This is a genomic window from Micromonospora sp. MA102, from assembly GCF_025460765.1.
Lineage (GTDB): Bacteria > Actinomycetota > Actinomycetes > Mycobacteriales > Micromonosporaceae > Micromonospora > Micromonospora halotolerans.
The window spans coordinates 340,659-354,274 of the sequence record NZ_JAMWEG010000002.1; the positions used below are offsets into that span (position 1 = coordinate 340,659).

Below are 13,616 nucleotides of genomic sequence, written 5' to 3' on the forward strand. Positions count from 1 at the left end.
CGGCCGACCGTGCCGGCGCGGAGCAGGAGGAAAGATGTCCAGCACGCCCGTCACCTGGTTCGAGATCGGCTCCGACCGTCCGGAGGAGGCCGAGCGCTTCTACGGCGACCTGTTCGGCTGGACCTTCGACGAGCAGGGCGGCCCGGGCGCGTCGTACCGGCAGACGACCGCCGGCGGGGAGCACGGGATCGGGGGTGCCATCCGGGCCCTCGACGGCGAGTCGCCGAACTACGCGATCTTCTATGCCGAGGTCGCCGACGTGGCGGACACCTGCCGGCGGGCCGAGGCGGCCGGCGGCAAGATCCTGGTGCCGCCGCGGACCACGCCGAGCGGCCTGAGCCTCGCCCAGCTGCTCGACCCGTCCGGCAACCGCGTCGGTGTCTTCACCCCGCCCGCCGGGGGGTGAACGCTCCGGGTGCGTCTGATGCCGCCGGAGCGACACCAGACGCACCCGAATCCAGGGCCGTCGGCCCGGTGGCCCCGCCGCCGAGCGGGTTCCGGCCGCGGAGGGAGGTGCGGCCGGTGCGGAGACGGCGGGGCCAGCCGGATCACCTGCCCCAGCGGCCGTCCCCGCCGCGGTGGCCGTGCCCGCCCGGGCCCGGGAAGACGCCGGCCTCGGCGGCCTTCAGCACCGCGTCGGCCTGCTCCTGGGTGAGCTTGCCGTCCTTGACGGCCTGGTCCAGCCGCTCCTTCAGCGCGGCCTGCCGGTCCTCGGTCGACGGCCGCTCGGGCCGGTCGTCCTGGCGCTGCTCGCGCAGCTTCTCCAGCGCGGCGGTCACCTTGTCGGTCGGGACGCCCAGTTCCTTGGCGAGCGCCTCGGCGAAGTCGGCCCGCCGATCGGTCCGCTGCTGCTGCTGGTCGGTGCTCGTGCTGGCGCTCGGGCTCGGGCTCTTGTCGTCGGCGAGCGCCACCGTCGGGGCGGCGATCCCGACGCCGAGCACGCCGGCGGCGGCCAGGCCGGCCAGCAGATGCTTCCTCGACATCCTGTGGATCATGCGATTCTCCTGTTCGGTGGTGGTGCGATGACGTCACCGACAGTGACCGGCGGAGCTGGGCGCAACCCGTGGCGAACCTGTCAGCGCGCTGGCAATCGCCCCGGCGAACGGGGACAAACCAGTTGCGACGGGCTGCGCCGGCCGGGAGGGTGGGCCCGGTCACCGACGGAAGGCGAGGCCGCATGACGAACCCCTCCATCCGGGAGATCGCGCTCGCGGAACCGGGCTCGGGACCGTACGGGATCACCGCCGGCCCGGACGGCGCACTCTGGCTGACGCTGGCCGGGACGGGCGGCGTCGCCCGGGTAGGGCCCGACGGCGAGGTGCGGACGTACCTCGCGGACCCGGCGGAGAGCCGCCCGCTGATCATCACCGCCGGCCCGGACGGCGCGCTCTGGTACACCCGCTCCGGCGACGACCGGCTGGGCCGGATCACCGTCGACGGGCAGAACAGCTCCGTCGCGCTCCCGCCGGGGACCGCGCCGTGCGGCCTCGCCGTCGGCCCGGACGACGCCCTCTGGTACGCCGGCATGGGCGACGACACCGTCGGCCGGGTCACCGTCGACGGGGCGGTCACCACCTTCCCGCTGCCGGCCGCCAAGGGCTTCCCCTCGATGCTGGCCGCCGGGCCGGACGGCGCCCTCTGGCTCACCCTCAACCAGGCGAACGCGATCGCCCGGGTCGCGGTGGACGGGCAGGTGACCCTGCACGCCCTGCCGACCGAGGCCGCCGGACCGGTCGGCATCACCCTGGGCGGCGACGGCGCGCTCTGGTTCGTCGAGATCGCCGCCGGCCAGCTCGGCCGGATCACCCCCGACGGCCGGATCGACGAGTTCCCGCTGCCGGACCGCGCGGCCCGCCCGCACGCCATCGTGGCCGACCCGGCCGGCGGCTGCTGGTTCACCGAGTGGGCCGCCAACCGCATCGGCCACATCGACAAGGCCGGCCGCATCACCGGTCACGACCTGCCCACCCCGTCCTCAGAACCCCACGGCCTGACGGTGACCCCCGACGGCACGGTGTGGATCGCCCTGGAAACCGGCGCGGTCGCCCACCTCACCCCCTGACCCCCTCCGGGGGACAGTTCCGGGGTCAGTGGACGGCGGGGGTGACTGTCAGGGTGCCCGTTGTCGCGTCGAGGATCGCGGGGGTGCCTACCGGGACCGTCAGCTGGTCGGGGCCGTGGCCGATGGGGAGGCCGCCGAGGATCGGGACGCCGAGGTCGCCCAGGCGCTCGGTGAGCACGTCCGTGATCGTGGTGTCCCAGCCGTCGGCGCAGTCGGTGAACTGGCCCACCGCCACCCCGGCGATGCCGTCCAGGGCGCCGCAGCGGCGCAGGTGGGTGAGCATCCGGTCGACCTTGTACGGCGGCTCCTCCACCTCCTCGACCAGCAGCACCGCCCCGGTCAGGTCGGGCATGTCCGGGGTGCCGATCGACGCGGTGATCAGGCACAGGTTGCCGCCGAGTAGCCGCCCCTCGGCCCGCCCGGGCACCCGGACCGCGTACGTCTCCTCCTCCTTCACCGCCTCGATCGTCACCGGTTCGGTGGTCATCAGCGCGGCGTGCAGCGACTCCGCGGAGCGCAGCGAGGTGCGCTCGTCCCGCCACGCCGCGCCGGGGCCGTGCACGCCGGCCAGCCGGGCGCCCCGCCAGAGCGCGAGCTGCAGCGCGGTGATGTCGGAGAAGCCCGCCACCACCTTCGGGTCGTGGCGGACCGCCGCCATGTCGATGAGGTCCACCACCCGCTGCGCGCCGTAGCCGCCCCGGGTGCAGATCACCCCGCGGATCTCCGGGTCGGCGAACGCGGTGTTCAGGTCGGCGGCCCGCAGCTCGTCGGCGCCGGCCAGGTAGCCCTGGCGGGCGTACGCGTGCGGCGCGGGCACGGGGCGCAGCCCCCAGCCGGTGAGCAGCTCGATGCCGCGGGCCACCCGCTCCGGGCGGGTCGGGCCGGAGGGCGAGACCAGCATCACCTGGTCGCCGGGGCGCAGGACCGGTGGGCGCAGGCAGTCGTCGGTGGGCACGACGGGAGCCTAGTGCGGCCGAGCCGGACCGGCCCTCGCCGGGCGTACCGGATAGCCTCGACGTCGTGGCGACCGCGCTGGTGATCGAGAACGACCCGACCGACGACCTCCGCCGCCTGGGGGAGTGGCTCACCGAGGGGGGCCTGGACCTGTGGGTCCTGCGCCCGCACGCCGGTGACGAGCTCCCCGCCGACCTCGACGGCTACGTCGCGCTCGTGGTGCTCGGCGGCGAGCAGCAGGCCTATCCGCTGCCGGACGGCACCCCGGGCGCGCCCTGGTTCCCGGCGCTGGAGGGGCTGCTGCGCAAGGCGGTCCGGCAGCGGATCCCTACCCTCGGGGTCTGCCTCGGCGGGCAGCTGCTGGCCACCGCCCACGCCGGGCAGGTCGAGCGCAGCCCGTCCGGGCCCGAGGTCGGGCCCGGGGTGGTGGGCAAGCGGGACGCGGCCGAGAACGACCCGCTCTTCCGGTACGTGCCGCTGATGCCGGACGTGCTCCAGTGGCACAGCGACGAGATCACCGCGCTGCCGCACGGGGCCACCCTGCTGGCCGCCTCGACGCGCTACCCGAACCAGGCGTTCCGCCTCGGCGACCGGGCCTGGGGGCTCCAGTTCCACATCGAGTGCGACACCGCGATGATCGCCGACTGGTCCCGCGACTCGGAGCTGCTGGCCGAGCTGGGCTACGACCCGGAGCTGGTGGTGGCCGCCTGCGACCGGGTGATGGCCGACGTGGAGGAGGTCTGGCAGCCGTTCGCCGTCCGGTTCGCCGCCCTCGCGCTCGGCGAGCTGGACGCCGCCATCATCCGTCCCACCCTGCCGCTGCTCGGGCACTGAGATGACCCGACCGGCCCGGGGGCGCCTGGCCCGCTACGGGTTCGCCGAGGGCGACGGCTCGGCGCGCGCCGCCGACCTGCTCGGGCCGGACGGGCTCGGGCTGTGGCGCGTCGAGGAGCAGGAACCCGCCGACGAGGCGGCCGGTGAGCTGCTCGCCGCCCTGTCCCGGGCCGCCGACCCGGACCTGGCGCTGCGCCAGCTGCACCGCGTCGTCGAGGCGGAACGGCGTACCGGGGAGAAGCCGGCGGTGCTGGACGCGCTCGCCGCTGACGCGGGGCTGCGCCGCCGCCTGGTCGCGGTCCTCGGCGCCTCCTCGGCGCTCGGCGACCACCTCGTGGCCAACCCCGACCAGTGGCCCGTGCTGGCCACCGAGGCGGACGGGCTGGCGCCCTCCGCCGACGGCAGGCTCGACCTGGCCACGGCCGCCCGGCTGACCGCCGCCACGGGCCCGGTCCCGGCGCTGCGGCAGGCGTACCGGTTGGCGCTGCTGCGGATCGCGGCGGCCGACCTGACCGGCGGCCGCGGCCTGGAGCAGACCATGGCGGCGCTGTCCCGGCTCGCCGACGCCACCCTGGCCGCCGCCTACGACATCGCCGCCGACGAGCTGCCCGAGGGCACGCCCCGGCCCCGGCTGGCCGTGGTGGCGATGGGCAAGTGCGGGGGCGACGAGCTGAACTACGTCTCCGACGTCGACGTCATCTTCGTGGCCGCCACCGACGACGACCTGGCCGCCGCGACCCAGGTCGCCACCCGGCTGATCCACATCTGCGGGCTGGTCGCCTGGCCGGTCGACGCCGCGCTGCGTCCCGAGGGCAACCGGGGGCCGCTGGTCCGCACCCTCGCCAGCCACCTGGCCTACTACCGGCGCTGGGCCCGCACCTGGGAGTTCCAGGCGCTGCTCAAGGCCCGGCCGGCGGCCGGCGACCTGGCGCTGGCCCGCGAGTGGATCGACGCGCTCGCCCCGCTGGTCTGGACCGCCGCCGAGCGGCCGGAGGCCGTCGAGGACGTCCGGGCGATGCGCCGGAAGATCATCGACCACATCCCGCCGAAGGAGCTGGAACGCGAGATCAAGCGCGGCCCGGGCGGGCTGCGCGACATCGAGTTCGCCGTCCAGCTGCTCCAGCTCGTGCACGGCCGCGTCGACGAGTCGCTGCGGGCGCCGGGCACCATCCCGGCGCTGCGCGCCCTGGTCGCCGGCGGCTACGTGGGCCGCGCCGACGGGGAGGCGCTGCTGCGCGGCTACCGCTTCCTGCGCGGCGTCGAGCACCGCCTCCAGCTCCAGGGCCTGCGCCGCACCCACACCGTGCCGACCGAGCCGGCCGCGCTGCGCTGGCTGGCCGCCGCGCTCGGCTACGCCGCCACCCCGGGCCGCAGCGCCGTCGAGGAGTTCCGCGCCGAGTGGGTCACCCACGCCACCGAGGTACGCCGGCTGCACGCCAAACTGCTCTACCGGCCGCTGCTGGAGTCGGTCGCCCGGGTGCCCGCCGAGGGGCTGCGGCTCACCCCGGAGGCGGCGCGGCACCGGCTGGAGATCCTCGGCTTCGCCGATCCGGCCGGAGCACTGCGCCACCTCCAGGCGCTCACCGGCGGGGTGAGCCGCACCGCCGCGATCCAGCGCACCCTGCTGCCGGTGCTGCTCAGCGAGTTCGCCGACGCGCCCGAGCCGGACCGGGGGCTGCTCAACTACCGGCAGGTCTCCGACAAGCTCGGCAGCACCCCCTGGTACCTGCGCCTGCTGCGCGACTCCGGCCCGGTGGCTCGCCGGCTGGCCCGGGTGCTCTCCTCCTCCCGGTACTCGGCCGACCTGCTGGCCCGGGAGCCCGAGGCGCTGCGGCTGCTGGCCGAGGACACCGAGCTGACCCCCCGCCCGCGCGAGGTGCTCGGCGAGGGCTTCACGGCCGCCGCGACCCGGCACGACGACCCGGTCGAGGCCACCCGCGCCGTCCGCGCGCTGCGCCGCCGGGAGCTGGTCCGGCTGGCCTGCGCCGACGTGCTCAGCCGGGCCGGTGCGCTCGCCCCGCTCACCCCACGGTCGCCGGACGGCGGCGGGCGGGTGCCCACCCTGGCGGACGTCACGGCGGTCGGGGCCGCCCTCTCCGACGTCGCCGACGCCACCCTGGCCGCCGCGCTGCGCACCGCCCGGGCCGCCCAGCCGGGGCCGCCCGGCCTGCGCTTCGCCGTCATCGGCATGGGCCGGCTCGGCGGACGCGAGTCGAACTACCTCTCCGACGCCGATGTGCTCTTCGTCTACGACCCGCCCCAGGGCGCGGATGAGCAGGCCGCGGCCGCCGCCGCCCACGCCGTAGCCGAGGAGCTGCGCCGCCTGCTCTCCGCTCCCGCCCCCGACCCGCCGCTCGGGGTCGACGCCGACCTGCGCCCCGAGGGCCGGCAGGGCCCACTGGTGCGCAGCCTCGCCGCGTACGCCCAGTACTACGCCCGCTGGTCCAAGGTGTGGGAGGCGCAGGCGCTGCTGCGGGCCCGGTTCGTCTGTGGCGACGCCGACCTGGGCGCCGAGTTCGAGGCGATGGTCGACCCGGTGCGCTACCCGGCCGACGGCCTGACCCGCGAGCAGGTGGTGGAGATCCGCCGGATCAAGGCCCGGGTGGAGACCGAACGGCTGCCCCGGGGCGCCGACCCGGCCACCCACACCAAGCTGGGGCGGGGCGGGCTGGCCGACGTGGAGTGGGCCGTGCAGCTGCTCCAGCTCCGGCACGCCGGCCGGCTGCCCGCGCTGCGCGGCACGAGCACCCTCGGCGCGCTGGCCGCGGCCCGTGACGCCGGTCTTGTCGATCCCGAGGACGCGGCCGAGATGGCGGCCGGCTGGACGCTCGCCGCCCAGGTCCGCAACGCGCTGATGCTGGTCCGTGGCCGGGCCGGGGACCAACTGCCCCGGCACGGGGTGGAGCTGGCCGGCGTCGTGCGGCTGCTCGGCGGCGACGACCCGGGCGAGTTCCTCGACGAGTACCTGCGGACCGGCCGCCGCGCCCGGGCCGCCATGGAGCGGGTGCTCGACGCCCCGTCCTGACCTGACTCACCCCGGCCGGTGGTTGCGCCGCGGCTGGTCGGCAGCTGCGCCGGTCATAGCCTGGGCGGCGGTTCGACCGCCGATTGCCAGGTGCGGCACGCCGATCGTGGCCTGCGGCCGGCCGGTCCTGCCGCCGGTCGTCCCTCACTACACGCCGGCAGGTGGCGGCTTGGCTCGCTGTCGCTGCTTCGTCCTCGCACGTCGAGTGGCGTGCCGGCGAGCGAGGAGTGCTCGCGTGGGCCTTTCGAGCTGATGTCGTGATCGACTCGGCCGCGGCGCCCAACTCGGCCCCCCCGGCCGGGACGCTCCGGCAGGGATGAGTCGTCAGCGACATCAGCTCGAAAGCCGCTCGCCTGTGCCCGGCCGGGCCGCCCGCCCGCCTCCGGGCCCGCGCCTACAAACGTGATGACGCGGGTGAGTCACCTCGCGTCAGCTCCTGTGCCCTGGTCGAGATGACTCATCCACGTCATCAGGTTCGTAGCGGCTCACGGCACCCCACCGGCTCAGCGCTGCGGGTAGGTGCCGACGGGGCTCAGGGGACCAGTTCGGTCAGCTGCCGAGGGTGTAGGTGCCGGCGCGTGGCACCGTCGCTGTCGTCCATTCGCCGTCGGAGGCGAGGGTGGCCCCGCCGGAGACGGTCAACCAGCGGTCGTGGCGTACCCGCAGGGGCACCGGGCCGGGGCCGGGCGCGCGGAAGGTCACCGTGGCGGCGTCCTGGCGGACCAGCTCCCCGGGCGCGCCGACCAGCGGGGTCGGGTCGGCCACCGCGTAGAGCCGCCAGTGCGGGTCCGACCAGACCTCGGTGAGGTACGGCAGGCCGGCCCGGACCAGCTCCGCCTCGGGCCGTCCCACCCAGGACAGCTCGACGTCGGGCACGGCGACGTACTGCACCGCGTTCTCGGCCAGCCAGGTGCGGTAGGCGTCGGCGGTCAGCGGGACCCCGGTGCCGGGCGCGCCGGGAACGGTGGTGAAGAAGAGCGGGTTGCGGGCGATGTCGGCCTGGCGCAGCCAGCCCCGGGCCAGCGGCACCTCGCCGAGATGGGCGGCCTCCCAGTAGTTGCGGGTCGGCGGCACCTCCACCCGCCCGGTGAGCCCGCGCCGGTCCAGCTCCGCCCGCAGCGGCGCGAAGTACGCGGCATCGGCCGTGGGGTCGTCCGCGCTGGCCAGGTCCGCGGTGACCACGGGCGGCTGCCACACGCAGACCGCCGCCAGCAGCGCGGCCAGCGCCACCGCCAGCGCCGTCCGCCGTCGTGCCGGCGTCGACCCGTTCGCCGAGCTGCGCAGGTCGCGTCCGGCCCGCCGGGCGGTCAGACGGCGGGGGAGCGTCGCGGACGCGGCCAGCACGGGCAGCGCGAACATCACCACCAGGCGGGCGGCGTTCAACCCGACCGGGGTGTGCAGCAGCGCGGCGGCCAGCACCCCGGCCGCCGACAGCAGCGCGCCGACCCGCACCGGCCGGTGGGCCACCAGCGCGGCCACCAGGAGGCTCGTCACCACGGCGTGCAGGGTGTCGGTACGGCTGATGTTCATCCAGCCGCCCTCGCCGGAGAGCAGTCCGGTCACGGCGAGCGGGGCGGCGGCCGGCACCGCGAGGAGCAGGCCGTCGGCGTACCGGCGGGTGAGCAGCAGCGCGACCCCGGCCAGGCCGACGAAGAGCCCGGCCACCGGGCTGGTCGCCGAGGCGAGCAGGGCGGCCAGGACGGCCAGCACGGGACGCCACCACCGGGCGCGGCCGGCAGCCCCGGTGGGCAGGGTCAGCGCGAGCAGCGCGGCCAGGCCGAAGGTGACCCCGAGGGCGTACGTCACCCGGCCGGAGACCAGGTTGCCGGCGATGGTGAGCACTCCGACGAGGCTGCCCAGCAGCGGCCGGGGCACCCGGGTCCGGACCAGCAGGGCCGCGAACGCGGTGGCCGAGGCGAGCAGGGTGAGCGCGCCGGTCGGGCGGACCCCGAGCAGGGCCATGAGCGGCGGCGAGACCAGGCTGTAGCCCCACGGGTGGACGCCGCCGTACCAGCGCAGGTCGACCAGGGCGGGCCCGTGCTCAGCGAAGAAGCCGGCCCGGGCCACCTGGGCGGACAGATCCGAGCCGGTGGCCGGCAGGGTGAGATACAGCACGGCGAGGACCAGCGCCGACGCGGCGGACACCGCCACCACCCGACCGCCCCGCATGCCCACCTCCTGATCGCGACCCACCGTACTGGCAGCATGTCCGGCGTGCCTCACCACCTCTCGCGCTGGATCGGCCTGGCGGGCTCGGTGCTGCTCGCCGTGGCCGCCTACCTCGGCGGCGCGCTGCCGCACGGTGACCTGCGCCCCACCCCGGTCAGCATCTGGCAGGGCCCGAACGGGCCCCTGATCATCGCTCTCTGGTTGGTCGGCACCGCCCTGCTGGCCGGGGCCTGGTGGTCGCTGCGCGACCGGGCCCCGTCGACCCGCTGGGTGCTCGTCACGGTCGCCCTCTGGGTGCTGCCGATGCTGTTCACGCCGCCGCTGGGCAGCCGGGACGCCTACGCCTACGCCTGCCAGGGTGCCAGCTACTCGGCCGGGATCAACCCGTACGAGCAGGGCGTGTCGGCGCTGCCCTGCCCGTGGCTGGACACCATCTCCTACATCTGGCGGGACACCCCGGCGCCGTACGGGCCGCTGTTCGTGGTGCTCTCCGGGGCCGTGGTGTCGGCCGCCGGGTCGCTGGCCGGCAGCGTGGCGCTGTTCCGGCTGCTCGCGGTCGCCGGGGTGGGGCTGACCGCCTGGGCCCTGCCGGTGCTGGCCCGCCGCTGCGGGGTGCCGCCGCAGCGGGCGCTCTGGCTGGCGCTGGCCTGCCCGCTGGTGCCCGTGCACCTGATCTCCGGGGCACACAACGACGCGCTCATGGTGGGCCTGCTCGTCGCCGGGCTGGCCGTGGTGGCGGCCCGGCCGGGCCGGCCGCTGCCGCTGCTCGCCGGTGGGCTGCTGCTCGGCCTGGCCGCCGCCGTCAAGGTCACCGCGCTGGTCGTGGTGCCGTTCGCCGCGCTGGCCGCGATCGTCGGGCCGTACCGGATCCGGGCGCTGGTCCGCGACGGCGCGTGGGTGGTCGGCGCGGCCGTGACCACCGTGGTGGCCGTGACCCTGGCCGCGGGCCTCGACTTCGGCTTCGTCAGCGGCCTCGAACAGGGCGGGCTCGTGGTGGCCTGGACCTCGCCGCCCACCGCGGTCGGGCAGACCGCCGGGTACGTCGCGGCGATCTTCGGCGCGCACATCGACGCGCTGCCGGTCACCCGGGGGATCGCCGTGGTGGTCCTGGTGGGGGTGCTGGTCTGGCTCTGGTTCCGGGCGCTGCGCCGGGGGGAGCCGTTCTGGCACGCCGGCCTGGCGCTGACCGCGACGGTCGCGCTGTCGCCGCTGTTCCACCCCTGGTACTGGATCTGGCCGCTCACCGTGCTCGCCGCCACCGCCCGCCGGACCGGCTGGTTCGCGCTGGTGGCGCTGGTCTCGTCGTTCCTGGTCCTGGCCGACGGCACCGGCCTGCCCCGGTGGAGCAAGATGCCGGGTGCGCCCCTCATGACGCTGTTGGTGATCGTGGTGGTGGTCCGGTTGGTACGTTCGGCTCGGGCGGCCCGCCGGCCGGTCCCCGCCGACCGAGGAGCCGACTGAGAGAGGTGCCGGTGAGCGAGCCCGGCGCGCTGCCCGACGGACCGGTCCGGCCGGTGGCCGCCGCGGTCGCCCGGTACGCCGGACTCGCCGGCGCCGTGCTGCTGACCGTCGCCGGCTGGCTCGGCGGCGCGCTGCCCGACACCCCCGCCGTGACCAGCCTCGGCGACGCCTGGCGCGCCCCGCACGGGCCGGTGGTGCTCGGCTGCTGGCTGGTCGGCACGGTGCTGCTGGTCGGTGCCTGGTGGTCGTTGCGCTGGGGCGCCCCGTCCGGCCGGTGGGCGTACCTGACCGCCGGGCTCTGGCTGCTCCCGCTGCTGGCCGCGCCGCCGTTCGGCAGCCGGGACGTCTACTCGTACGCCTGCCAGGGCTGGTCCTGGACGCACGGCGCCGATCCCTACCGGGTCGGTGTGGCGGCGGCCGGCTGCCCGTGGACGGAGAGCGTGTCGCCGATCTGGCGGGACACTCCGGCTCCGTACGGGCCGTTCTTCGTGCTGCTCGCCGGCCTGGCCGTGCTGCTCGGGGGCGGCCTGGTCGGCGCGATCGTGCTGCTGCGCGTGGTGGCCCTGGCCGGGGTGCTGCTGGCGGCGCTGTGCCTGCCCGGGCTGGCCCGGGCCGTCGGGGTGCCCAGCCGGCGGGCGGCCTGGCTGGCGCTGGCCTGCCCGCTGGTGGGGGTGCACCTGGTGGCCGGCGCGCACAACGACGCCGTGGGCCTCGGGCTGCTGCTGTTCGGCCTGCTGGTGCTGGTCCGCCGGCCGGGCCGGCCGCGGGCGCTGGTCGTGGCCGGGGTGCTGTTCGGGCTGGCCGTGGCCGTGAAGGCGGTCGCCGTGGTGGTGCTGCCGTTCGCGGTGCTGGCCGCCGTGCTGGGCCGCTACACCTGGCGCGCGCTGCTGCGCGACGGCGGTTGGCTGGCCGGGGGAGTGCTGGCCACGCTGGCGGCCACCAGCCTGGCCACCGGTCTGGGTCTCGGCTGGGTGCGCGGCCTGGCCCGCAGCGGCGACTCCGAGCAGTGGACGTCCCCACCGACCGCGATCGGTCTGGTGGTCGACTACGCGGGCGGCCTGGCCGGCCGGGATCCGCAGGCCGTGCCGGTGGTCCGGGCGGTCGCGCTCGCCGTGCTCGCCGTGCTGCTGGTGGTCCTCTGGTGGCGGGCCTGGACGGCGTTGCGCCGGCTGGGCGACGTCCGGCAGCGGGCGGCCCGCCTTTCCGCCGCCCGGCCCCGGGTTGTCCTGACCGGTGCCGGCCTGGCGCTGGCCGCCACCGTGCTGCTCGCCCCGGCCTTCCACCCCTGGTACGCGACGTGGCCGCTGGCCCTGCTCGCGGTGGCGACGGTCGCCGTGGCCCGGACGGTGTGGTTCGTGGCGCCCTGCGCGGGGGCCTCGTTGCTCGCCCTGCCCGACGGCACCAACCTGGCCCGGTTCACCAAGGCGCCGGGGGCGATCCTCATGACCGCGCTGGTGGTGGCGGTCGTGGTGGTGACCGTGCTCCGGGCCCGCCGCACCCCCCGCTGACGTGGTGCGCGAACCGGCCGGGCCGGCCCCGCTGTCGCGGAGCCGGCCCGGCCGGTGCTGTGGAGCGTGTCGCGCTGAGGAGCTCAGCAGTCGAAGTACATGGCGAACTCGTGCGGGGTGGGGCGCAGGCGCACGGGGTCGACCTCGTTGGCCCGCTTCCAGGACACCCAGGTGGAGATGAGGTCGGGGGTGAAGACGCCGCCGTCGAGGAGGTAGTCGTGGTCGGCTTCGAGGGCGTCGAGGACTTCCGGCAGGGAGCCGGGGACCTGCTTGACGTCGCCCCATTCCTCCGGGGGCAGGTCGTAGAGGTCCTTGTCGATGGGCGCGGGGGGTTCGGTCTTGTTCTTGATGCCGTCGAGGCCGGCCATCATCATCGCGGAGAACGCCAGGTACGGGTTGCTGGAGGGGTCGGGGACGCGGAACTCGACCCGCTTGGCCTTGGGGTTGGCGCCGGTGACGGGGATGCGGGTGCAGGCGGAGCGGTTGCGCTGCGAGTACACCAGGTTGACCGGGGCTTCGAAGCCCGGCACGAGCCGGCGGTAGGAGTTGACCGTCGGGTTGGTGAAGGCCAGCAGCGACGGGGCGTGGTGCAGCAGGCCACCGATGTACCAGCGGGCGGTGTCGGACAGGCCGGCGTAGCCGGTCTCGTCGTAGAACAGGGGCTCGCCGTTGAGCCAGAGGCTCTGGTGGGTGTGCATGCCGGAGCCGTTGTCGCCGAACAGGGGTTTGGGCATGAACGTGGCGGTTTTGCCGTTGGCCCAGGTCTCGTTCTTGACGATGTACTTGAACAGCTGCAGTTGGTCGGCGGAGTGCAGCAGGGTGGAGAACTTGTAGTTGATCTCTGATTGGCCGGCGGTGCCGACTTCGTGGTGTGAGCGTTCGACGGTGAAGCCGGTGTCGACCAGGCGGCGCACGATGCTGTCGCGCAGGTCGGCGTAGTGGTCGACCGGTGGGACGGGGAAGTAGCCGCCCTTGTAGGCGGTCTTGTAGCCGCGGTTGCCGCCGGGCTCGTCGCGGCCGGAGTTCCAGGCGCCCTCGATCGAGTCGATGTAGTAGAACGACTGGTGGGCGGAGGTTTCGTGGCGGATGGAGTCGAAGATGTAGAACTCGGCCTCGGCGCCGAAGTAGGCGGTGTCGGCGATGCCGCTGGCGGCGAGGAACGCCTCGGCCTTCTTGGCCACGTTGCGGGGGTCCCGGGAGTAGGCCTCGCGGGTGAACGGGTCGTGGATGAAGAAGTTCAACGCCAACGTCTTCTGCGCCCGGAACGGGTCGATGAACGCGGTCGCGACGTCGGGCAGCAGCAGCATGTCCGACTCATGGATCGCCTGGAAGCCGCGGATGGATGAGCCGTCGAAGGCGAGGCCGTCGGTGAACAGGCTGTCGTCGACGGACTCCACCGGCAGGTTGAAGTGCTGCATCACGCCGGGCAGGTCACAGAAACGAACGTCGACGAACTTCACGTCCTCGTTGGCGAGGTAGCGCAGCAGTTCCTCGGGATTGGCGAACACAGGTCCTCCTGGCGGGTCCACTCCGGTCGCTGTCTTCCTGACGACGCTATGGCCGCGGGGTTGCCCGGCCGTGTCTCGTCTGTTTCCGCCGTGTT

General features: G+C 75.4%; 10 protein-coding genes. 6 read left to right on the forward strand and 4 right to left on the reverse strand.

Translation table 11 applies throughout. The features are described 5' to 3' along the window. Window positions 1–34: 34 nt before the first annotated feature. Window positions 35–406, forward strand: a complete 372-nt coding sequence (locus NFX44_RS05035; RefSeq protein WP_262282309.1) for a VOC family protein — start codon at window positions 35–37, stop codon at window positions 404–406. A gap of 142 nt (window positions 407–548) precedes the next feature. On the opposite strand, the gene NFX44_RS05040 is transcribed toward NFX44_RS05035, so the two are convergent. Further along, complete coding sequence (locus NFX44_RS05040; RefSeq protein WP_262282310.1) at window positions 549–995, reverse strand: hypothetical protein; 447 nt, start codon at window positions 993–995, stop codon at window positions 549–551. A 182-nt stretch (window positions 996–1,177) separates the two neighbouring features. Here NFX44_RS05040 and NFX44_RS05045 point away from each other — a divergent pair, with 182 nt between their 5' ends. Then, window positions 1,178–2,062, forward strand: coding sequence for a virginiamycin B lyase (locus NFX44_RS05045; RefSeq protein WP_262282311.1), 885 nt, complete (start codon window positions 1,178–1,180; stop codon window positions 2,060–2,062). Between the two features lie 25 nt (window positions 2,063–2,087). Here the strand turns inward: NFX44_RS05045 and NFX44_RS05050 are convergent, their stop codons facing one another. Continuing rightward, window positions 2,088–3,017: an LD-carboxypeptidase gene (locus tag NFX44_RS05050; RefSeq protein ID WP_262282312.1), complete on the reverse strand. Its 930-nt coding sequence runs from the start codon at window positions 3,015–3,017 to the stop codon at window positions 2,088–2,090. A gap of 65 nt (window positions 3,018–3,082) precedes the next feature. Here NFX44_RS05050 and NFX44_RS05055 point away from each other — a divergent pair, with 65 nt between their 5' ends. Continuing rightward, complete coding sequence (locus NFX44_RS05055; RefSeq protein WP_262282313.1) at window positions 3,083–3,850, forward strand: type 1 glutamine amidotransferase; 768 nt, start codon at window positions 3,083–3,085, stop codon at window positions 3,848–3,850. Window position 3,851: 1 nt separating this feature from the next. Further along, entirely contained in the window at window positions 3,852–6,875 is a 3,024-nt protein-coding gene (locus tag NFX44_RS05060; protein ID WP_262282314.1) for a bifunctional [glutamine synthetase] adenylyltransferase/[glutamine synthetase]-adenylyl-L-tyrosine phosphorylase, read from the forward strand. Window positions 6,876–7,424: 549 nt separating this feature from the next. On the opposite strand, the gene NFX44_RS05065 is transcribed toward NFX44_RS05060, so the two are convergent. After that, window positions 7,425–9,044: a hypothetical protein gene (locus tag NFX44_RS05065; protein WP_262282315.1), complete on the reverse strand. Its 1,620-nt coding sequence runs from the start codon at window positions 9,042–9,044 to the stop codon at window positions 7,425–7,427. A 45-nt stretch (window positions 9,045–9,089) separates the two neighbouring features. On the opposite strand from NFX44_RS05065, the gene mptB (NFX44_RS05070) reads away from it, so the two are divergent. Then, the gene (mptB, locus tag NFX44_RS05070; RefSeq protein WP_262282316.1) at window positions 9,090–10,505 is read left to right on the forward strand and encodes a polyprenol phosphomannose-dependent alpha 1,6 mannosyltransferase MptB; all 1,416 of its coding nucleotides are present in this window, start codon (window positions 9,090–9,092) and stop codon (window positions 10,503–10,505) included. Window positions 10,506–10,516: 11 nt separating this feature from the next. Beyond that, window positions 10,517–12,013 (forward strand): polyprenol phosphomannose-dependent alpha 1,6 mannosyltransferase MptB, encoded by a 1,497-nt coding sequence (gene mptB, locus NFX44_RS05075; protein WP_262282317.1) that lies wholly within the window; start codon window positions 10,517–10,519, stop codon window positions 12,011–12,013. Between the two features lie 83 nt (window positions 12,014–12,096). Here mptB (NFX44_RS05075) and glnA read toward each other — a convergent pair whose 3' ends face one another. Further along, window positions 12,097–13,521, reverse strand: a complete 1,425-nt coding sequence (glnA, locus tag NFX44_RS05080) for a type I glutamate--ammonia ligase (RefSeq protein WP_262282318.1) — start codon at window positions 13,519–13,521, stop codon at window positions 12,097–12,099. Window positions 13,522–13,616: the final 95 nt, after the last annotated feature.

Bases quoted from the DNA above. Each gene is read 5' to 3' on its own strand.
- NFX44_RS05035 (WP_262282309.1), top strand. From the start codon at position 35: ATGTCCAGCACGCCCGTCACCTGGTTCGAGATCGGCTCCGACCGTCCG.
- NFX44_RS05040 (WP_262282310.1), bottom strand. From the start codon at position 995: ATGATCCACAGGATGTCGAGGAAGCATCTGCTGGCCGGCCTGGCCGCC.
- NFX44_RS05045 (WP_262282311.1), top strand. From the start codon at position 1,178: ATGACGAACCCCTCCATCCGGGAGATCGCGCTCGCGGAACCGGGCTCG.
- NFX44_RS05060 (WP_262282314.1), top strand. From the start codon at position 3,852: ATGACCCGACCGGCCCGGGGGCGCCTGGCCCGCTACGGGTTCGCCGAG.
- NFX44_RS05065 (WP_262282315.1), bottom strand. From the start codon at position 9,044: ATGCGGGGCGGTCGGGTGGTGGCGGTGTCCGCCGCGTCGGCGCTGGTC.